We start from the raw sequence: 21,155 nt of genomic DNA, 5'->3' as shown, positions 1-21,155 counted from the left end.
CTCCCGGCGCCGTTACCTCCAGTCCAACCCGGAAACCGTTCGTTTACCGTCCGAGGTCAGTATCGTCTTCGGGTTCGCCCCGTCGGGGTCGGCCACCGTCACCCGATCGGCCCACCCTTTTCCCCCTTCCACGGCCGGCGGCTGGTTCGGGTCCACAGGCACCTCCTCGCACCAGTGGAACGCAATCCGCCGGCCGTTCGGGGACCAGCAGGCCTGATACACCCTGTCCGCGCCGGCGGGCAGTTTGACCGTTCGCTCGGACCCATCGGCCACCGCCACCACCGTCAGCGACCGTGTCAATGGGACCAAGTCCTTTTCGACCCGAACCCCCAGCACCGACTTCCCATCCGGCGAAAGCCGCTGCCCGTCGAACCGCTTCTCGGTGAGCAGTTGCGGCTTCAGGGTCGCGACCGGTATCAGGTACGTCCGGCTCGGGTAGACATCATTGAGCGTCATGGTAACCGCCAACAGGGTTTTCCCGTCGCGCGAGACATCGACGACCCCGTACCCGGCCGGTAACTCCAGCGGGGCCTTCTTCTTCGTCTTCAGGTCGTACACCCACGTCGCGACCGGCGCCGGCTTGTCCGCCGCCACGTCCTTCACGTCGGGGGGCAGGTGCGACACGTACAGCTTCGTCCCGTCCGGGTGCCACGCGAAGAACATACACCGCATGCCGGAAATCAGTGGCTCACCCGGCCCGTCCTTGCTGGCGGGGTCGAAAACGTGCAGGTCGATCGAGGCCCACGGACCGGAGTTCGGAACGAACGGCCCCACCTTGGTAACCGCGAGGCGGGTGCCGTCCGGCGAGTACCGGGGACGCCACACATGCCCCAGTTCCCCCATCGACAGCCGACGGGCCGGGGTGCCATCGGGTTTGAACACCTCGGCTACTCCGTCGGCGGCGCGGGACGAGGTGACGAGCAGTTGCTCCTCGCGTGGCGGCGCGACTGGGACCGGCGCCGGGCGTGCCGCGATCCGGCCGGCGCCCGCACGGGAGACGACCGACGGGCCAGGGCGTTCAGTCGCTCCGGCGACGGCCAGCGCCACCAGAAGGGCGCTTCCGACGAGCGCGACCTTCCATTTCTCCAGCAGCATGACTTTGAATCCCCCGTGTGTGAGCGCGGCGACGTGTGGCGGTACGGCCCCGCCCGCCGCCACCAGTTCGGCCGTGTCAACGGTCCGTCGCACCAGCCGCGGGGGTATGGCCCCGGCGGCCGTACCTGCGGCCAGTTCGATCGCAAGTGCCGAGGCGGACAGCGTAATGCCGCGGCGGGACAACCGGCCGGCCAGCATCGCCCGCCCCCGGCTCAACCGGGCGGCGACTGTGCCCTCCGGGCATCCCAACTGCCGGGCGGCCTCGGCGTGCGTTCGGCCCTCAAGGTCGCACAGGAGTATCGCTTCCCGGTACCGGACCGGCAGACCGCTTAACTCGCGATCAAGGGCCGAGCGGAGGTCGGACGAATCGTGTACCGCCGGTGCGATCGGTTCCGCGGGCGCCGCCGAGAGCCGCTCGCGCGTGCGCCGCCGAGTCTCCCGCGCGCGGGCCTTGAGCGCGGTGTTGTAAGCGACCCCGTGCAGCCAGTTCGCAACCCGGTCGCGGGGCGCGACGGCGCTCGCCCGCGCGACGAGGACCAGGAACGTGGCCTGGAAGGCATCTTCAGCGGTGTGATAGTCGGACAGCAGCCGGCGGCAGACGCCCCACACCATCGCCCCGTGCCGGCGAACCAGATGTGCAAACGCCTCCGCGTCGCCGGACCGGACATAGCGCCCGAGCAACTCGTCGTCGGACGGTTCGCCGCCGTCCCGGCCCACAACAACCCCGCGGAGCCGGCTGGCGAGTGGACCGCCGTGAGCGTTTATCATGTCGGCACCTCGGTGACGCCCTCATCGTTACCTACTGTTTCCCGGGCAGGGCGCCGTCCTTGCATTTTTTTCTGTGGGCCAGATGAGCGGGTTGGTCGGCACCGCTCAGACCGCCGATCGCCGTTCAGCTTGCACCCCGGCGCGGATCGGTCATGCTGGGGGCGGAGGTGCCCGGCGATGACAGAAGCAGAATGGCTGGCGTGCGAAAACCCAATCGGGCAACTCGGCGTTCTCCGTAGGCGGGCGAGCGAGCGGCAACTGCGGTTGCTTTCGGGCCATTTCTGCCTTCACTTCTTTGCTCGAAACCTGGTGACCGATTGGCGAGCAACGACGAAGCAGATCGCCGAAGAGGTGAGTGCCCACGGGCGCAGAGCGGAGTGGGAGGTGCTCCCGCCGTCCGACGACCTCCCGTCGATTCTGCTCCACACTGATGCCCTTACCGCCGCTGCCGGTGTCGCGAGAGAATTAGAGCGGTGGGTCTTCAAGGACATCTTCACGCGTGACGCCCCCGTAACGGACGATGAAATCGACCGGTGCGGCAAAGAGGTGGAGGTGGCGGTAGGCATACTTCACAGAGGTCTTGCGTCCCTCACACGCGACATCTTCGGGAACCCGTTCCGCCCCGTGACCTTCTCCCCGTTTTGGCGCACGGATACCGCGTTGTCACTCGCGCGCCAGATGTACGAATCTCGGGACTTCAGCGCGATGCCGATTCTCGCGGACGCGCTTCAGGACGCCGGGTGCGACAGCCCCGAGGTGCTTGACCACTGCCGGGGTGACGGGCCGCACGTCCGCGGGTGCTGGGTGGTGGACTTGGTACTCGGCAAGGGATAGCGCACGTTCACCGGCACATTCGGAGGAGATTCCGACAAAAGCTCTTCACGCGCCAGGGCGGATACGGTATTATTGGTCCGCTTGTTGGCGCGATTCCGATTCCCTTGTCGCGGAGGACGGTTCGATGGCGCTTCGCGTTCTGCTGTTGACCGGATGGCTGCTGCTCGGCGTGGGCGCCGCGGTGGCCCACTGGTTCGGGCCGGGGGTGGACGGGCGCAAGCTCGACCGGGTGGCGCTGCACGTGGCGTCCGCCGAGCAGGCGGTCGCGGCCGAGGACTACGCCACGGCGGTCGAGGCGTTCGACCAGGCGCTCAAGGCGCTGCCGGACGGGCGCGCCGCCGAGGCCCGCAAGCTGCGGTTGGAGAAGGCCAAGGCGCAGATGCTCGCGCAACAGCTCACCGAGGCGCACGGGGACCTGCGGGCGCTAGTGGACGAGATGGCGGCGGACCCGGCGGCCGACCCGAAGGTGCTGGCCGACGCGCGGTCCGCACAGGCCAACAGCCAGTACTACACCACTTGGCTGATGCGGCTCGAGGGGCTGTCCCGGGACGAGTGGGAGCCGGAGATCGAGGCCGCCCGGCAGAGCTACCGGCTGCTGGCCGAGCAGGCCGACCGGCGGGGCGACGGGGCCGCGGCGGCGAAGCACCGCGAGGACCTGGAGTCGGCCGTGCGGCTGGCCCGGATGGAGCTGTCCGAGCTCCAGGGGCTGAACCTGCCGAAGCAGTGCAAGGGGTGCTGTAGCTGCAAGGGGCGCAAGCCGAGCGTCGCCAAGGGGCCGCCCAAGAAGAACGACGTCCGCAGCGCCGGCGGCGCGCCGCCCCTCGACGACAGCGGGCACTGAGCCGATACACTGCCGCTTCCGTCCTAAATGCGTCACGCGCTCACATCTCTGATCGACACGGGCCGGGGGCACCCCCGGCCCGCTCGCGTTATTCGACCGGCTGGCTCGCGCCTTGTGCCCGGCCGGGCGGGCAGAGGTCGGCACCGCGCCAGTTGATTGTGGCGCCCACCGACGGACGTGGTCGCGGCTAGGTAGTCCGCAGGGCACTCACGCCTTATCCCATGACAGCGGCCGGAGATGCCAGCTCGCCTTAACCGGCCTGAGCCCCTGTCACCGGGCCGAACGGTTCGGATGCACCGCGAATGCCAGTTTCCAACAAAAAACGGCTCGAATGCACCGGCCCGGGTGTGGCGCCGATCTGACGGGCCGTGCCCTGGAGTGGAGTTTTTACGTGTCCCAGTCCTTGGCGATCGTAACACGTCAGAAAGACGATTCCGTGGCAGTTCGTGCATGAGATCTGATCGCTGACCCCACTCATTTCCCCTTGGTTGCCCTGCTTCGGCGGGGTGACCGCGGCCACCAAGCCGGCACGGCGCCCGTTCGCGCCACACCTGCAAAATCGCGAATAGCTCCCGATAATACGAGTCGAATCTATCAAGAATTCTTTCGTATTTAATGCACAACAGTGCTAGTTATTTACTGCGAGAGCGACCGACTTGATTCACGGAGCGACTGCCGATCTGTCCCCCGCCGTTAACCAACTCTTGACGTTCTGCCCCAGGGCTGAAAGTACCAAAAGGGTTCGCGCGTGGGGCCGATCGCCGACCGCGCGGGCGCGCCCGGCCGGGCACGTTCCGGTTGGCGGTGCGGTTGCCAGTGTCCGCTTTAGGCTTGTCTTTGTGGTCCAGACATTCCTGCTGTGCGGCGCTCGAAGCGCTTCCACAGAAAGCAATGTCTGCGCTACGAGAAACAGACACAACCGCCGGGCCGTGAATGAAGGTGGGTGGAACGCGCTTGCGCGGTGCCGGCGTCGGTCCGCGCCCATCTTCTCTGACGCCGCTTGCCGAGGTCACCAATGAACTGGCTGCGTAACATGTCGATGGCCGGCAAGCTGGCCGTCAGCTTCGGCACCCTGACGGCGCTGCTGGCGCTCGCCGGCGGGATCGGGCTGTACGGCCAGAGCCAGATCAACGAGCGCACCGCGGTCGTCGCGCGGCACGCGGACGGACTCAACCACCTCCAAGAAGCGAACGGGGAGCTGCTGCGCATCTCGCGCGCCGTGCGGAACGCCATCCTGGACGACGACGCGGCGGCCGTGGACCGCCGGGCCGCCGACATCCGCCGGTACGAAGCCCAGTTCCGGGCCGAGTTCGAGGCGTACCGGCAAACGATCGTGCGGAACGAGCAAAAGGCCAAGGCCGCCGAACTCGAGCGACGGTTCAACGAGCTCCGCACGCAGCAGGACGAGGTCGTGGCCCTGGCCCGCGCGCAGAACGACGCCGACGCGAAGGCCCGGCTCCCCCGCATCCGCACCGCGGCGGACGCGATCGAACAGGACATCAACGACCTCGTTACCTCCAAGCAGAAGCTCATCGAGGAGGCGCGGGCCGAAGCGGCGGCGACCGCGGACCGGAGCCGCACGGCCATCGGCGCGGCCGTGGCCGCCGGGTGCCTCCTGTCGGTCGCCCTCGGGGTGCTGCTGTCGCGGCTCACCGCGCGCCCGCTCCAAAATGTGATGGGGGTTCTGGAGGCCGTGGCCCAGAGCGACCTGAGCCGGCGCGCCGAGGTCCGTTCGGCGGACGAGATCGGCCGCCTGGCGGTCGCGCTCAACACGTCCATCGACGCGCTGCGGGCCGCCAAAGAGGCCGAACGGGCACAGGTCGCGCGGGACCGCGAGCGGGCCGAGCGGGAGGCGGCGGCCGAGCGCGCGCGCGTCGAGCGCGAGGCCGCCGCCGCCCGCGCCCAGGCCGAGCGCGACGCCGCAGCCGCCGCCGAGCTGCGGCGCCGGATGGAAACCGTGGGCGGGGTCGTGAGCGCGCTGGCGGCCGGCGACTTCACCCAGCAGGCCCCGGACCTGGGGACCGACAGCGTGGGCCAGATGGCGTCGTCCCTGAACGAGGCGGTGGCGAGCGTGCGGGCCGCGCTGGAGGGGGTGCGGGAGGTGTCCGAGCAGTTGGCCGACGCGTCCGCCCAACTGTCCAGCGCCAGCGACGAGATCTCCGCCGGCGCCCAGGAGCAGGCGAGCAGCCTGGAGGAGACCGCGTCCGCGCTGGAAGAGATCACCGCCACCGTGCGCCAGAACGCGGACAGCGCGCAACAGGCCCGGCAACTGGCCCACCAGTCCAAGGACATCGCCGAGAAGGGCGGCTCGGTGGTGAGCCGCGCGGTCGGGGCCATGAGCGAGATCAACGAGTCCAGCAAGAAGATTGCGGACATCATCACGACCATCGACGAGATCGCGTTCCAAACCAACCTCTTGGCTCTGAACGCGGCGGTGGAGGCGGCCCGGGCCGGGGAGCAGGGGCGCGGGTTCGCCGTGGTCGCCACCGAGGTCCGCAACTTGGCCCAGCGATCGGCCACCGCGGCCAAGGAGATCAAGACCCTGATCGGCGACAGCGTCAAGAAGGTGGACGCGGGCACCGAGCTGGTGAACCGGTCGGGGGACACGCTGGCCGAGATCGTCACCAGCGTCAAGCAGGTCACCGACATCGTGACCGGGATGGCCGCCGCCGGCAAGGAGCAGTCCGCCGGCATCGAGCAGGTCAACAGCGCCGTGTCGCAGATGGACACCGCCACCCAGCACAACGCCTCCCAGACGGAGGAGCTGTCGGCCACCGCCCAGGCGCTCACCGATCAGGCCGGGCAGCTCCGCGACCTGATCGCACGGTTCCGGTTGGCGCACAGCGCCGGAGCGGCCACGACCACGGCCCGCGCGCCCGCGGCCAAGCCCAAGACGGGCTCCGGCTTCCGGCCCCGGCCCGCGGTCACCAGGGCTCCCGGTACCGGCCGCGCTCGCGAGCTCGGTTCGGTCGGCGGCTCCGGCGAAGGGTTCACCGACTTCTAACGCGCGGGGCTCGTCTGGTCGCCCGATCACTTCTTCCGCTTGTAGACGATCGTGAACGCCGGCTCGCTGCCGTCGCCGACGTACATGCTGAAGTCGATGGTGTTGTCGTCGGGGTACGCGGACACCGCCTTATACTTCGTCGGCTTGCCGTCCATGCCCGGACCGCTGCCGCTCATCGTCAGCGTCTTCTTGTCCTTGTCGTAGTCGCCTTCGAGGAGCATCGGCTGCGTGACCATGCTGTCCACCCACACGCCGACGTACTTCTTTTTGGTCGCGTCGTAGGTGTCGAGGCTCTTGCCGGTGAATTTGGAGCCGAACAGCTCGCTCTCAAGCGCGCCTGTGAGCCACAGCCCGCCCAGTTCCATCTTGTAAACGACCGTCCCCTTGGTCTCGGCCCCGCCGACCTTCATCACCAAGTCCCAGTTGCCCTCCATCTTCTTGAGCACCTCGTGCTCCGGGCCGGGCTTCGGACCGTCCTGGGCTCGCGCCACCGGCGCCACGAGTGCAACCACCGCCGCCACCGCGCAGAACCGACGCACCGTCTTCATCTGGGGCACTCCACGAGGGATCGGGCGAAGAGGAGCTTGTAATTGGCCGGCGGGGCGATTGGTAGCTCAGTAGTGGCACCGAAAACGAGAGCTGTGAAGGCCGCGTTCGATAGAAGTTCACCCCCTCCGTGCCGAATGACGTGGAGGCCGAGTACGTGAGCCCGCCCAAGTCGAAGTACGCATCGGTGTGCGTCACCTGCCCGACCGCGTTCACGTAACTCCGGGACAGCGACTGCACCTGACCGATGCTCTCCGCGCCCGTCGGTCGCCCACCACTCACCGCCGGCGCGGCGCTCATGGTGAGCGTCTCGGTGTACCCGTTCGCCCGATCTTCCCGCGTTACCGTGGTCGGCCCGGTCGGTCGGTTGGTGCTCGCGTCCCATCCGGTGTAGGTCCGCACCTCGTGGGCCGCGTCGTTGTACACCGCGTAGTCCACCCGCCCGTTCGGGTGCGTCACCTTGGTGGCCCGCCCCAGCACGTCCACCTCGTAGGTGGTGGTCAGGTGCAGCCCGGCACCGGCCGGCGCACTCCACCCGCTGCGCGGTCAACGGCCCGCGCAGCTTCTGGGCCGCACGTGCGGCCCGCTCGAGCCGGGCGTCGTACCCGGCGCGCGACATGCCCACCACCCGACACACCTGCGCGACCGGCCACTCGCCCTTGCGTTCTTCGATCCCAGCGAAGATTAGTTCGGCTGGCGGGCGAAGAACGCCGTCGCTCTTTTAGGATGTCGCGCTCTGCCTCCAGCCGCTTCACCTCGGCCCGCAGCGTGCGATTCTCCTCTTCGAGCGGTGTCAGGTGCCCCGATCCGGGGAACGCGTGGACCCCGTCCTTGGCGAGTGCCTTCTTCTAGGTGTGCAACAGGTTCTCGCTCACACCCCACCGGCGGGCCGCCTCGGCGACCGAGAGCTTCTGCTCGGTCACCATCTTCACCGCCGCGAGCTTGAACTCGGCGGTGTACGTTTTCCGCTTACCTGCCATCGGCGTATCTCCGGTGATCCGAGCTTACACCAATTTCCCGCTGTCTACCATTCGTGGGGAGCTTCAAAAGAATCACCTTGGTCGGTAACGAGAGGTTCGTACCACGCGACAAGTGCGTCCGGAATTTTGAACGGATCATCGATGAGTCCACCAGAGGAGACAGATGAGCGAATGTCATCGGTTAAGAATGAAAGGCGGACTACCTTTGCCGGAGAATCTGGGCCATCACCTCGGCAAACGTTTATTTCTAATCCTCGCAGTGAGGCATCGGATAAGCAGTCGAGCAAGGCTGCAATTACGCCAGAGCAACAGTCGCGAATGCTCTTACCCGAAATGTCTGTGCCCGAAAGCGTCACCCAGATAGCGAGAAAAACATCTCCCTCTTTCGGATCGCATCTGCGGAGGCGGAAAGGCACAACCCCACACGCAACCGCCGGATGTTGAGACAGCGGCGGATTGCGCCGGGCCAACGCTGTGCGAAGACCTTCATCGCACCGATGCTTGAGTTCAATCGCGTCCAAGCTATTTTCCCTCCGGCAGTGTGACGATGATGTCTGGCTTCGGCTGGACGTTCCGGTAGTCAGGAATACATTCTGGGACATCTGCGAAGCCTCTTTCGTGGTACCTGAGGAATACCTTCGCATCATCGGGCCTCGCAAGTCTGATCACACCGGTTCGCGCGGCTGCATCGTTCCCGGCTCCACCTCCTCCCACTACCCCAAATCGGTACTGCTCTGGGGTGAGTTCGCGGATTTCCTTCCACTTAACCCAGACGCCCTTATTAACGCCGGCTTGCACCTCGGCAGGTGTCGCTGTAGATAGGTGAAACCAAGCGTCATCAGGCACGTTCGGGAAGAGCTCCCCGAATGTCGTCTGGGGACCGGGGCTCGGAACTGGTTTGCCAACGTTCAGGTTGGGTCGATTGAATACAACGTGCGGATTACTGGCTGGGACAATCGGCGGCAAGCGGTAATCAGCCGGCTCCAGGACGAGCAGCCGGAGCCGTGCGATCAGCCCATTCACGCTCGCTTCGGCTCCGTGGATCCCTGCTAGGTTCTCCAAAAGCGTTTGGAGGCCTTGTTGAGTATAAATACCGAGTGTAGCCGAATTTGGATCGATCCAATTCGCCAGCTGCTGCCCCCCGGTTGGTCCGAACAGGCTGCCGACGCTGACGGCCGTCGGAGCCAACAGGTATTCCGCTGTCGGCAGGACGAATGCGGCTGTCTGGTTGGCTGCCCCCGCGACATCCCCGTGGATGAGGCTGTTCCCAACCGTGACCGCTTGCTCGCCCGCGGCAATCTCGCCACGGAAGATCCGCCCGGCCACTCCGATGGCCGAGACCGGGGGGAGATAGTCGATCCACCCACCGTACCGCTGGGTGTTGGGCCGCCCGTCCAGGCCGCTCGGGTCCGTGAACGCACCCGGATTATTCCCCACGTACCGGTAGAAGTTCGCATCACCCGCCCAGAACCGCAGTGGGTCCAGGCTGGTGAACCGTCCGAGCGTCGGGCTGTACCACCGCGCGTAGTTGTCGTACTGTCCGGCCACCTCGTCGTACCGCAGCCCCTGGTGACCGTGCTGGAACCCGTAGCTCGAACCGCTCCTGACCCCATAACCGGTGTCGTAAACGGTCCGCACGCCGAACGGGTCATACGAATACCGCTCGACCACCGCCCCGCTGCCGTTCACCAGGGCGGTCATGTTCCAGTTGGCGTCCTGCTCCACTCACAGCCGCTCGTCCATGGACCCGTTGCCGTCGGTGTCACGGCCACGCAGAATCATTGCGTCCGCGTACACGGGGCTCCACACATACCCCTCGACCGTGTTACCCCCAACCCGCTCCTCTAGCACCTGCCATTGGTCCGAGTAGTACAGGTCCGTGGTCACGCTTGTTGCCGCTATCGTCTCGGTCGCCCGCCGGTTGAGCCCGTCGTAGGCGTACGTCTTGAGCGTGGTGCCACCGCTGCTCTTGACCGCCACTAGCCGGTTCCACGCGTCGTACACGAACTGGCGCCCGGTCTCGTCACCGGTCATGTTCCCGTTCGCGTCGTACGTCGGCGCTGTCGCCCCGCTGATCCCGGTGATCTCGTTCTGCGCGTTCGCGGTCCGGGTCTGCGTCGTGCCGTTGGTGGTCACGCTGTCCCAGTTACCGACCGCATCGTAGTCCCACCCCTGACTCCGGGACACCGTGCCGCTGATCCCCGTCTTGGTGCCGTTCAGCGTGCCGCGGTCGAAGCTCGCGAGCTGGTCCAGGGCGTCGTAGCTGCACACCTCACCGAACGCGGTGTTGATGAGGTTGTCGCGGTACGTGCGGTTCCCGGCCGCGTCGTACCCGTACTGGAACCGGTCCGTCGCGGTGCCAGTTGTTGGGTTCAGCCACCGCTGGTCCACCACGCGCCCGAACCGGTCCAGGCCGGTGTACTGGTCCCCCGCGTCGTCCACCGCTTCGGCGGCCAGCTTCACGTAGCTCAGGTCCACGTTCGGCTGCGGGTGCGCGCGAACTACCACGGTGCACAGTCCCAAGAACGAGTACGCTTCCAGCGTGCCGGTCGAATCGCTCAGCGACGACAGCCGGCTGATACCGTCGTTGATCCCCGACGCGTAGTTGTACGTCAACACATATCCGGACGGGTACGTGATCGACGTGAGCCGCGAGTGGTTCGCCCCGCTCGCCATTTCCGAATAGCCGTACTGCACCTTCGGGGTGGTCGCGGCGTTCACCGCGCCGCCGTGTGCCTGCCATTCGGTCACCATCTGTCCGAGCCCGTTATAGGCCCGCTGCACCTGGTTCACGATGCTCCCGCCCGAGGCCGCGTCGTAGCTGGTGATGAGGTACGCGTTCCCCTGCCCGTCGTAGGCGGTCTCGATCCGCCGCACCGCACCGTTGACGCCGCTGCCGAGCTTCGTCACCGCGTCGCTCACCACCCGCCCGAGCACATCGTAGTTGAGCGTGTGAACGCTCCCGTTGCGGTCCGTTGCCGTCAGCGTCTGCCCCAGCGCGTTGGCCGTTGTGACTTCCTGCTCGGACGCACTCGCGGCTCCGGTGCTCGGGTTCGGCCACCGGGTCACGCCCACCGCGTCGAACGAGTCCACCGCACTGCCGGTGCCCGGGCTCACCCCGTACAGGTACTGCGTGGTCTGGCCCCCACCGCCCGTCACGTAGGCCGTGAGCGAAGTCGCCCCGGCCCCGTTGTACGTGTATCCCACCGTCTTGTCGTCCGCGTCGCTCACCACCCCGTTGACGAAGTTCTGCACCGTCCGCACGGTGCGCCCCAGCGCGTCCGCGTAGGTGCGGCTCACCCGCCCCGCCGTGTCGGTCGTCTCGGCCGCCCGCCCGGCATCCCCACCCGCATTGACGACGGTCACGGACATGGTCGGGTTCCCGCCCGTCGCCACCAGTGCCGGCTGGTGCTTGGCGCCCAGCGTGCCGGTGAACCGCACCTCCCATCCGTACCCGCCCGGGGCCGTCGTCACCGCCACGTTCCCGGTGCCGATCGACGACAGCGCCTCCAGCGCCGATTGCACCGCCGCTGCCGACGCGTTCCATGCGAGCGAACTCGTGGTCTACCCGCCGAACGTGAGGGTGAACGAGCCCCCCCCCACGTTGGCCCCCGTGAGCTGCAACCACTGCACCGCGTCCGTCGCGTACCGGGTCTGCGTCACCAGCACCGTCGCGGTGCCCGTGGGCACGGTGCCCCCGCTCGTCGGGGTGTCGTCGGTGCCCACCCACTCGCTCACCACCCGCCCCAGCGCGTCCCGCACCGACCGGGTAATGGTGCCCTGCGGCGTCTGCACCCGCTTCACCGCACCCGTGTCGTCGTACTGGTACCGGGTCCGGTAGAAGTTCACCCCCTCCACACCCAGCGACGCCGAGGTCGAGTAGCTCAGCCCGCCCAGGTCGAAGTACGCATCCTGGTAGACCATTTGCCCTGCGGCGTTCACGTAGCTGCGAGACAGTGACTGCACCTGTGCAATGCTCTCCGCGCCCGTCGGCCGCCCGCCACTCACCGCCGGTGCGGCGCTCATGGTGAGCGTCTCGGTGTACCCGTTCGCCCGATCTTCCCGCGTTACCGTGGTCGGCCCGGTCGGGCGGTTGGTGCTCGCGTCCCACCCGGTGTAGGTCCGCACCTCGTGGGCTGCGTCGTTGTACACCGCGTAGTCCACCCGCCCGTTCGGGTGCGTCACCTTGGTGGCCCGCCCCAGCGCGTCGACCTCGTAGCTGGTCGTCAGGTGCAGCCCGGCGCCCGACGGGGTACTCCACCCGCTCGGCAGGTTGGCGAACGTCCCCGTCAGGCTCGTGTTCACGTCGGTGATGGTCTTCACCACCGCCCCGGTCAGGTCGTCGTACTGCGTGTAGCTGAGCACCCCGGCCTGATCCTTGGCCCACACCGGCCGCCCGAACGTGTCATTCACCACCGTCGCCGTTGTGCCGCTGTTGGACCCGTTCTGCGCCGTGGTCACCGTCGGCAGCGTGACCGTGGTCGAGGCGATCTGGTTGGTGCCCGACTGGAACGTGTAGCCGTAGCTGGTGGTCTGCCCGCCGGTCCCGTTGTCGTTCCGGTACACGGTCTCCGTTGCCAGGTGGAAGAAGTTGATTCCCCCGACCGTGCTCAGGATGTACGTGGCGGCGTATTGCGGGATCGCGGTCCCGGTCTCCCCCTGTCGGATCGCCGCCTGCTTCAGGTACCCGAGCGCGTCACCCGCGGTCGAGGTGGTGGCCGTCGTGCTGGTCCCGTACGTGTACGCAGTCACCAGCCCCACCGAGTCGCTTAGGTACGTGGCGTTGCCGCCGCTGAACCCGACCAAGTCCGCGTTACTCTCGCTGTATCCGGTCACCGTGGTCGGCCCGGCCTCCAGCACCACCCGCCCGTCCGCGTCATACCGCGTGTAGCTGAGCCACTGACTCGTCCCGTCCGACCGCGCCGCCAGCATCACCTGACCGAAGGCGTTGGTGTACACCGTGTTGATGCTCCCGTCCGGGAGCGTCTCCACCGTCTTTATCGCCTATGCGTTCGTTTCGCGAAGCCCCATCGCGGATGACAGACTCCACGCGAGAGCCGGTTCGCCGAGCAGGGGATTACCGTTGTAGCCTCGTATCACCAATAAGTGTCCGTAACATACTGGCCTTCGTCAACGGCCCTATTGAGGGTGCGGAGGCGTGCGCTCCACCATTCATCCCCTTGCTGCTCGCAACACTATGGGCGTGTTACCCCTCTGCATCCGCAGTATAAACTTTCGTACCAAGAGGAATCATCGCAGTAGTTACATCTAAAGGGAAGATGGGGATAATTGGCATGTCAATAGGATTTGCGCTAGTCATATCGTTTATATTTATGTAGTAATCATATATAGTTGTTTTGATTGCATGCCCGTCTGGAATAACTAGTAGTATTTCTGACCCGTGGCCTATTGATGATACATTGCTGTTGATCAATAGTGACTGTGGAATGCCGGGCAAAAATCCAACATGGTGGCCTTTTGATTCGTATCCACTCACGGTAAAGAGGAAGGTCGGCATAGTAAATGTCTTGCTATAAAGGGCGCAATGGGTTTGGAGGCAATTGCGTGTTACTGTAGTCTGCGGCGGCCTCACGGATTTCGTTGATGTTAGACGCAAGGCCATAGCCAATGTACGCCACAAGCAATTCTGACTTTAGCTCTTGTAGCAATTCAACAAGACGACGATATTGCCACTCGTCACTAAGATCAATTTTTTTTTCTACTGAATTAGGAAGAACTGCCGCTAGCCAAGCAGGCGGCAAGTTTCGAATCAATTCGCGTGCCGATACGATTGCGCCGATATTCTGCGATTCACAAGCGTGACTGAGCAAAATTTCAATCAATTTATAGCTTGAAGATTCTGGTATTCTGTATATCATATTTGCGTCGTCCAGTATGCCTGGGCACGCCTGGTTGATCTCATGTCGCAAGTTATTCATATATATATTAGCCATTGTTTCAGCCCCTCCCTGTCTCGCAATTTAGCCCTGACAGAGTTCCGAATCTGGGCCATGTACAAGGCATTTTTGGGATTTTGTCAGCGACTGCAAGCAGGTGGGCGAAAATTTACTGGAGTCCGTTGCATGCGATCTTGTGTTTTTCAGGCGTCTTACAGCAGCAGCATGTCACAATTTGATGCCCGAAGATTTTGCACACCTATTTGGCAAGCCCCAAATTACTACTTGAGATGGCACTTCTGGGGCTTGCCAGGGCCTACAATTACTATTTCTTACCTCCATATTGCCAGGGTAGCGAAAGGAATTTATCCTGAAACTCCTTCAATGTCATTGGCCTAGTGGGAAAAATAGTATGATGTGTCGGCGGATTTCCAGACGCTGGCAAGACATCCGAACCATCGGCAACTACTCCCAGGCCTTCCGGAAGTTGTGCCTTACACGGCAGTCGATGATAATGCCCTTTTAGTGGTGATTGAATAGGATTGCCAAAAGCAGACGCGCCATGCGGATAAGGCGGCGTCTCTGGCCCGACAAGATCAGTTAGTCCATTTACTCTCAAATCACTCGGCCGGGGAGGGCGAGGCTGTTGCTTGTTTCCGAACACATAGAGATCGATCAAAGCTCTATCGGGGATTAGCCTAGGCAAGCGGTAATCAGCCGGCTCTAGGACGAGCAACCGGAGCCGTGCGATCAGCCCATTTACGCTCGCTTCGGCTCCGTAGATCCCTGCTAGGTTCTCTAATAACGTTTGAAGGCCTTGTTGGGAATAGATACCGAGTGTAGCCGAATTCGGATCGATCCAATTCGCCAGCTGCTGACCGCCTGTTGGTCCGAACAGGCTGCCGACGCTGACGGCCGTCGGAGCCAACAGGTATTCCGCCGTTGGCAGGACGAACGCCGCCGTCTGGTTCGTTGCTCCCGCGATGTCTCCGTGGATGAGGCTGTTCCCGACCGTGACCGCTTGCTCGCCCGCGGCAATCTCGCCGCGGAAGATCCGCCCGGCGACCCCGATGGCCGAGACCGGGGGGAGATAGTCGATCCACCCACCGTACCGCTGGGTGTTGGGCCGCCCGTCCAGGCCGCTCGGGTCCGTGAACGCGCCCGGATTGTTCCCCACGTACCGGTAGACGTTCGCGTCCCCCGCCCAGAACCGGAGCGGGTCCACGCTGGTGAACCGCCCGAGCGTCGGGCTGTACCACCGCGCGTAGTTGTCGTACTGTCCGGCCACTTCGTCGTACCGCAGCCCCTGGTGCCCGTGCTGGAACCCGTAGCTCGAACCGCTCCTCACCCCATAACTGGCGTCGTACACGGTCCGCACGCCGAACGGGTCATACGAATACCGCTCGATCACGGTTCCGCTGCCGTCCACCAGCGCGGTCACGTTCCCGTTGGCGTCCTGCTGGACCCACAGCCGCTCGTCCAGCGTCCCGTTGGCGTCGGTGTCGCGGTCCCGCAGAATCATCGCATCGACGTACACCGGGCTCCACACGTACCGGGCCGTGGTATTACCCGCAACCCGCTCCTCCAGCACCTGCCACGAGGCCGAGTAGTACAGGTCCGTGGTCACGCTTGTGGCCGTCACAGTCTCAGTCACGCGGCGGTTGAGTCCGTCGTAGGTGTACGTCTTGAGGGTGGTGCCGCCGCTGCTCTTGACCGCCACCAGCCGGTTCCAGGCGTCGTACACGAACTGCCGCCCGGTCTCGTCCCCGGTCATGTTCCCGTTCGCGTCGTACGTTGGTGTCGTCGCCCCGCTGATTCCCGTGATCTCGTTCTGGGCGTTCGCCGTGCGGGTCTGTGCGGCCCCGTTGGTGGTTACACTGTCCCAGTTGCCGACCGCGTCGTAGTCCCACCCCTGGGTCCGTGACGCCGCACCGCTGATCCCCGTCTTGGCGCCGTTGAGGGTGCCGCGGTCGAAGCTCGCGAGCTGGCCCAGGGCGTCGTACCCGTACACCTCGCCGAACGCGGTGTTGACAAGGTTGTCGCGGAACGTGCGGTTCCCGGCCGCGTCGTACCCGTACTGGAACCGGTCCGTTGCCGTTCCGGTGCTCGGGGTCAGCCACCGCTGGGCCACCACCCGCCCGAACCGGTCCAGCCCCGTGTACTGGTCCCCTGCATCTCCCACGGCTTCAGCCGCCAGCTTCACGTAGCTCAGGTCCACGTTCGGCTGCGGGTGCGCGCGGACCACCACGGTGCACAGTCCCAAGAACGAGTACGCTTCCAGCGTGCCGGTCGAATCGCTCAGCGACGACAGCCGGCTGATACCGTCGTTGATCCCCGACGCGTAGTTGTACGTCAACACATATCCGGACGGGTACGTGACCGACGTGAGCCGCGAGTGGTTCGCGCCGCTCGCCATCTCCGAGTACCCGTACTGCACCTTCGGGGTGGTCGCGCTGTTCACCGCGCCGCCGTGCGCCTGCCACTCGGTCACCATCTGCCCGAGCCCGTTATAGGCTCGCTGCACCTGGTTCACGATGCTCCCGCCACTGGCCGCGTCGTAGCTGGTGACGAGGTACGCGTTCCCCTGGCTATCGTACGCCGTCTCGATCCGCCGCACGGCCCCGCTGACGCCGCTGCCGAGCGTCGTTACCGCGTCGCTCACCACCCGACCAAGGATGTCGTAGGTGAGCGTATGAACGTTCCCGTTGCGGTCCGTCGCGGTCAGCGTCTGCCCCAGCGCGTTGACCGTGTTCACTTCCTGCTCGGACGCGCTCGCGGCGCCGGTCGTGGCATCCGGCCACCGGGTCACGCCCACCGCGTCGAACGAATCGACCGCGCTGCCGGTGCCCTGGCTCACCCCGTACAGGTACTGCGTGGTCTGCCCGCTCCCGCCCGTCACGTACGCCGTCAGGCTGGTCATCCCGGCCCCGTTGTACGTGTACCCCACGGTCTTGTCGTCCGCGTCGCTCACCACCCCGTTGACGAAATTCTGGACGGTGCGCACGGCGCGCCCCAGCGCGTCCGCGTAGGTACGGCTCACCCGCCCCGCCGTGTCCGTCGTCTCGGCCGCCCGCCCGGTGTCGCCGCCGGCGTTGACCACGGTTACGGACATAGTCGGGTTGCCGCCCGTCGCCACCACCGCCGGCTGGTACTTGGCGCCCAGCGTTCCGGTGAACCGCACCTCCCACCCGTACCCGCCCGGCGCCGCCGTCACCGCCACGTTCCCGGTCCCGACCGAGGATAGCGCCTCCAGCGCCGACTGCACCGCCGCCGCCGACGCGTTCCACGCCAGCGAACTCGTGGTCTGGCCGCCGAACGTGAGGGTGAACGAGCCGCCCACGTTGGCCCCGGTGAGCTGCAACCACTGCACCGCATCCGTCGCGTACCGGGTCTGCGTCACCAGCACCGTCGCGGTGCCCGTGGGCACGGTGCCGGGCCGCGTCCACGCGCTCCCGCCGTTGGTCCCCACGTCCACCGTTGCCGTGGGCCGGTCACCCAGGTCGTAGTAGTAACCGGCGTAGCTCACCCGCGCCCCGATTCCGCCCGACGGCGAGCCCAGCGCACCGGTCCCGCTCACGTCGTGGAACCGCTCCCGGCTCGTCACCGTCAGCACATTCCCGCTCGCGTCGTACCCGTACTCCACCTGCGTCAGGACCGTGTCACCGGTCACGTCGTCGGCGTCCGAATACCCGCTGTCACCACCGCCGTCCGTCGTGTAACTCACCGTCACCCGGCCCGCGCCGTCATACGTCGATTTTTGCACCAAGCCGCCCGGGGACACCGTCTTGAGCACCTGCCCGCGGGCGTCGTACCAAGTGAGCGAATACAGCGTGTTGGAGCCCACGCTCCCGGTGTTCGGATCGACCGAATAGGTGTCGGTGCGATACGCTCGCCCCAACTCGTCGTAGCTGGTTGTGGACTGCGCCCGCAGCAGGCTCGCACTCAGCGGCTGCGGCACCCCGCCCGTCACGCTCGGGGTCGCCCCGTCGGCGTCGTACACCCGGGTCTTGGTCACCTGCCCCAGGTTGTCGTAGTCGGTGTACACGAGCGGCCGGTTCACGCTCGTGGATTCGCTCGACTCCACCCCCTGCTTAACCGCCACCGCCCGGTCCCGCCAGTCGAACCACGTCTGCGTCACCCGCGCCGCCGCACCCCCGCCCGGGTACTCGGTCACCTTTGTGAGGTTCCCATCCCCGACGCCCCCCCCCGTCGTACTGGTACTCGCGCACCTTCACCAGGTTGGTGCCGGCGGTGTTGCTCGGGCTCCAGTACCCGCTCGTCGGCGTGTCATCCGTCCCCACCCACTCGCTCACCACCCGCCCCCGCGCGTCCCGCACCGTCCGGGTGATCGTCCCCTGCGCCGTCTGCACCCGCTTCACCGCCCCCGTGTCGTCGTACTGGTACCGCGTTCGATAGAAGTTCACCCCCTCCGTGCCCAGCGCCGCGGAGGCCGAGTAGCTCAACCCGCCCAGATCGAAGTACGCGTCCTCAGAGATCACCTGCCCGACCGCGTTCACAGTGCTGCGGGACAGCGATTGCACCTGCGCAATGCTCTCCGCGCCCGTCGGCCGACCGCCACTCACCGCCGGTGCGGCGCTCATGGTGAGCGTCTCGGTGTACCCGTTCGCCCGATCTTCCCGCGTTACCGTGGTCGGCCCGGTCGGGCGGTTGGTGCTCGCGTCCCACCCGGTGTAGGTCCGCACCTCGTGGGCTGCGTCGTTGTACACCGCGTAGTCCACCCGCCCGTTCGGGTGCGTCACCTTGGTGGCCCGCCCCAGCGCGTCGACCTCGTAGCTGGTCGTCAGGTGCAGCCCGGCGCCCGACGGGGTACTCCACCCGCTCGGCAGGTTCACGAACGTCCCCGTCAGGCTCGTGTTCACGTCGGTGATGGTCTTCACCACCGCCCCGGTCAGGTCGTCGTACTGCGTGTAGCTGAGCACCCCGGCCTGATCCTTGGCCCACACCGGCCGCCCGAACGCGTCGTTCACCACCGTCGCCGTGGTCCCGCTGTTGGACCCGTTCTGCGCCGTGGTCACGGCCGGCAGCGTGACCGTGGTCGAGGCGATCTGGTTGGTGCCGCTCGTGAACGTGTAGCTGTAGCTCGTGGTCTGCCCGCCCGTCCCGTTGTCGTTCCGGTACACCGTCTCCGACGCCACGTAGAAGAAGTTGAGCCCGCTCACCGTGCTCATGATGTACGTGGCCGCGTACTGCGGGACCGCGGTCCCGGTCTCCCCCTGCCGGATCGCCGCCTGCTTCAGGTACCCGAGCGCGTCACCCGCCGTCGAGGTGGTGGCCGTCGTACTGGCCCCGTACGTGTACCCGGTCACCAGCCCGCTCGAATCGCTCACATAGCTGGCGTTGCCCGACACGAAATGGACTAGGTCCGCGTAGCTGTCGCTGTATCCGGTCATAGCCGACGGCTCGGCCTGGAACACGACCCGCCCGGCCGCGTCGTACCGGTAATACGTGACCCACGTCTGCGCCGCCCCCGGGTCGTAGGAGGCGCGTAGCATCACCTGCCCGAGGTAGTTCGTGTACACGGTGTTCGTGCTGCCAGTTGGGAGCCTCTCGACCGTCTTGGTCTTCCAACTGTTCACCCCGTCCGGGTTCACGCTCGTCGTGTACGCATACGTGTACGTCCCCTGGCCGGCAGAACACGCCGAGCAGCCCTCGCCAGCGGCCACCTCTTTCGTCGCGCGGTGCAGGAAATCGTACTCGAACGCGTTGTCCGCGTACGACGCGACCGTTGCATCGGAGGCGCTGTCCACGGCCCCGTCAGTTCCACCAACCGCCGTCCGCAGGCGATCGTACGCGGCGGAGCCGAGCGCGTACTTCATTCCACCCTGGTAACCGGTCTGAATGCCCGCGGTGAACACGTCGGACGTATAATAGCGGTAGTACCATTGGTCCAGCACGGTTCCGCTGGCGTCCTTCAGAACAGCTCGTTCCAAGTCCCCGAGGTTCCCGTTCGCCGTGCCCCCGGCGTAATACTGATACTCCACCGCGCGCACAGTCACCCACGCCCCCGCGCCGGTCCGCTGGCGGAGAGTCACCGACGACAGCCTATCGGCGTTGGGGTCGCCCCCGCCGAGGTAAGTGTACCAGTAGGATTCGGTGACCGTGGCTCCCCCAACTGTGGCCGACTGCTGGACCTCGGTCGGGCGCCCCTGAACATCCAACGACACCACTTCGGTGACATGCCCACCCGCATCCGTGCGACCCTTGAACGTGCCGCGCTGAGCGGCGAGATACCCGGTTCCGAACCCGAAGAACCGAACGGTGCCGCCGGCCCCGTCGGATACCACGAACTCATCGTGAGTCGCGTCGTAGGTCACGACGTTCGTGTCGGTGAACCGAGGAGCGTAGGAGGCATAGTTCCCACTCCCGTCGGGTACGCCCTGCCCGTCGAAGAACCGAGCGGTGAGGGCGTTGGTGACCAGAATCACGCTCGATCCGGATTGATACAACCGGAGCTGTTCCCCGCTCACCCAACCGTTCCCGAGCGTCGAGTTGCCCGCATACGCCGGGTTGTTCGACCACGAACGCGCCTGGCCCCATGGGGCACCGAGTGCGTCCGAGGCAAGGTCGGTGGCGGCCAAGACGAGCACCCCGTCGGCGTACCGAATCGGTCGAGCGGTCGTCTTGCCGGAATCATTCCCTTTCGCCGGGGCGGGCGTGTCGATGACGTTGTTCAGTTCCCCGCCGGTAATGCATGACAGAGTTTCGGGCAAAATGGGGATCAGCACGTTGCCCGAGTACAACCCGACTTGAACGAACGCAGAGGGGCCATCCCGCTCCTCAAATATAACCGTGACCTGAGTCGCATTGCCACTTCCCCCTCCGGTCGGAAGCGCGAAACTAAGTGTGTAAGTCCCGATCCCGTACTCGCCGCCGAACCGATAACCGCCAGTGGCATCAGTGACCACCGAGCCTGACGCCGTTCCGCTGAGGGTGATCTGGACACCGGCGACGCCGGCTTCTCCGGAATCGAACACGCCATTCCGGTTCGTGTCGGCGAAAACAAAGGCCTCGATCGCGCGTTTACCAGCGGGGTCATTGCTCGCTCCGAGGAACACCCCGCCCGTATCGAACGGCGTATACTCGCCGAGCGGGGTGCCCAACTGGGTTCCCGTGGCCCCACTAAACGCTAGCACCTGCGCGTCCGCGGCCGATCCGCGGCCGACGATAAG

12 protein-coding genes and 1 pseudogene are annotated in these 21,155 nt (G+C 65.8%); 3 read left to right on the top strand and 10 right to left on the bottom strand.

Annotated features, from left to right (window positions below; all coding sequences use genetic code 11):
* Positions 1–12 precede the first annotated feature (12 nt).
* Positions 13–1,863: an RNA polymerase sigma factor gene (locus tag R5W23_RS15825; RefSeq protein ID WP_320687122.1), complete on the bottom strand. Its 1,851-nt coding sequence runs from the start codon at positions 1,861–1,863 to the stop codon at positions 13–15.
* A 309-nt stretch (positions 1,864–2,172) separates the two neighbouring features.
* Here R5W23_RS15825 and R5W23_RS15820 point away from each other — a divergent pair, with 309 nt between their 5' ends.
* The 3 genes from R5W23_RS15820 to R5W23_RS15810 all read left to right on the top strand — a co-directional run bounded on the left by R5W23_RS15820 (position 2,173) and on the right by R5W23_RS15810 (position 6,542).
* Positions 2,173–2,697 carry a hypothetical protein gene (locus R5W23_RS15820; protein ID WP_320687121.1) on the top strand — a complete coding sequence of 175 codons (525 nt, stop codon included), beginning with the start codon at positions 2,173–2,175 and terminating at the stop codon, positions 2,695–2,697.
* A gap of 124 nt (positions 2,698–2,821) precedes the next feature.
* Positions 2,822–3,538, top strand: coding sequence for a hypothetical protein (locus tag R5W23_RS15815; RefSeq protein WP_320687120.1), 717 nt, complete (start codon positions 2,822–2,824; stop codon positions 3,536–3,538).
* Between the two features lie 1,015 nt (positions 3,539–4,553).
* Complete coding sequence (locus R5W23_RS15810; protein WP_320687119.1) at positions 4,554–6,542, top strand: methyl-accepting chemotaxis protein; 1,989 nt, start codon at positions 4,554–4,556, stop codon at positions 6,540–6,542.
* 26 nt (positions 6,543–6,568) lie between these two features.
* Here the strand turns inward: R5W23_RS15810 and R5W23_RS15805 are convergent, their stop codons facing one another.
* The 9 genes and pseudogenes from R5W23_RS15805 to R5W23_RS15765 form a co-directional block, all read right to left on the bottom strand.
* Positions 6,569–7,090: a DUF1579 domain-containing protein gene (locus tag R5W23_RS15805; protein WP_320687118.1), complete on the bottom strand. Its 522-nt coding sequence runs from the start codon at positions 7,088–7,090 to the stop codon at positions 6,569–6,571.
* 545 nt (positions 7,091–7,635) lie between these two features.
* Positions 7,636–8,068 (bottom strand): annotated as a pseudogene (locus tag R5W23_RS32890) (transposase); the annotation flags it as partial.
* A gap of 522 nt (positions 8,069–8,590) precedes the next feature.
* Complete coding sequence (locus tag R5W23_RS15795; RefSeq protein WP_320687116.1) at positions 8,591–9,793, bottom strand: RHS repeat-associated core domain-containing protein; 1,203 nt, start codon at positions 9,791–9,793, stop codon at positions 8,591–8,593.
* The gene (locus R5W23_RS15790; RefSeq protein WP_320687115.1) at positions 9,794–11,593 is read right to left on the bottom strand and encodes an RHS repeat domain-containing protein; all 1,800 of its coding nucleotides are present in this window, start codon (positions 11,591–11,593) and stop codon (positions 9,794–9,796) included.
* A 39-nt stretch (positions 11,594–11,632) separates the two neighbouring features.
* On the bottom strand, positions 11,633–13,060 hold the full coding sequence (locus R5W23_RS15785; RefSeq protein WP_320687114.1) for a hypothetical protein: 1,428 nt from the start codon (positions 13,058–13,060) through the stop codon (positions 11,633–11,635).
* Between the two features lie 214 nt (positions 13,061–13,274).
* Positions 13,275–13,586 carry a hypothetical protein gene (locus tag R5W23_RS15780; RefSeq protein ID WP_320687113.1) on the bottom strand — a complete coding sequence of 104 codons (312 nt, stop codon included), beginning with the start codon at positions 13,584–13,586 and terminating at the stop codon, positions 13,275–13,277.
* Between the two features lie 13 nt (positions 13,587–13,599).
* A complete protein-coding gene (locus tag R5W23_RS15775) occupies positions 13,600–14,022 on the bottom strand; it encodes a hypothetical protein (RefSeq protein ID WP_320687112.1) in 423 nt (140 codons plus the stop codon).
* 268 nt (positions 14,023–14,290) lie between these two features.
* A complete protein-coding gene (locus R5W23_RS15770; protein ID WP_320687111.1) occupies positions 14,291–18,139 on the bottom strand; it encodes an RHS repeat domain-containing protein in 3,849 nt (1,282 codons plus the stop codon).
* Positions 18,057–21,155 (bottom strand): SdrD B-like domain-containing protein (locus tag R5W23_RS15765; protein WP_320687110.1); only part of this gene is annotated, 3,099 nt, incomplete at its 5' end. The genes R5W23_RS15765 and R5W23_RS15770, both read right to left, overlap by 83 nt.

The sequence above is a fragment of the Gemmata algarum genome, assembly GCF_034097035.1.
Taxonomy (GTDB): Bacteria; Planctomycetota; Planctomycetia; order Gemmatales; family Gemmataceae; genus Gemmata; species Gemmata algarum.
Note: the sequence above shows the minus strand (reverse complement) of the source record. Positions and strands in the feature narration are given on the sequence as shown.

Coding starts and splice junctions, on each gene's coding strand:
- R5W23_RS15780 (WP_320687113.1), bottom strand. CDS start 13,586: ATGCCGACCTTCCTCTTTACCGTGAGTGGATACGAATCAAAAGGCCAC.
- R5W23_RS15805 (WP_320687118.1), bottom strand. CDS start 7,090: ATGAAGACGGTGCGTCGGTTCTGCGCGGTGGCGGCGGTGGTTGCACTC.
- R5W23_RS15815 (WP_320687120.1), top strand. CDS start 2,822: ATGGCGCTTCGCGTTCTGCTGTTGACCGGATGGCTGCTGCTCGGCGTG.
- R5W23_RS15810 (WP_320687119.1), top strand. CDS start 4,554: ATGAACTGGCTGCGTAACATGTCGATGGCCGGCAAGCTGGCCGTCAGC.
- R5W23_RS15775 (WP_320687112.1), bottom strand. CDS start 14,022: ATGGCTAATATATATATGAATAACTTGCGACATGAGATCAACCAGGCG.
- R5W23_RS15825 (WP_320687122.1), bottom strand. CDS start 1,863: ATGATAAACGCTCACGGCGGTCCACTCGCCAGCCGGCTCCGCGGGGTT.